We start from the raw sequence: 225 nt of genomic DNA on the forward strand, positions 1-225 counted from the left end.
ATTGTATTCTGATAATTCTATCAATGAAAGTGCTTCTGCTGCTTTTTGATAATAGTAATTAAAGCTGCTTAAAAAACAAATATCAAACTCGGACCATTTACCAATTTTTCGAATTTTATTTCTAATTCTAACTAACTCAATATTATGTCTATCTAACTTACTTGATAATGTGCCTAATTTCACGTAGTTTTTATATCTATTACATCTTGGAAAATTAGTACCACA

The 225-nt window shown here is 26.7% G+C and carries 1 pseudogene; it reads right to left on the reverse strand.

What is annotated here, in order from left to right:
- Window positions 1–225, reverse strand: a pseudogene (locus ACX6CF_RS27035) (hypothetical protein); the annotation flags it as partial.

Source organism: Vallitalea sediminicola, from assembly GCF_054408565.1.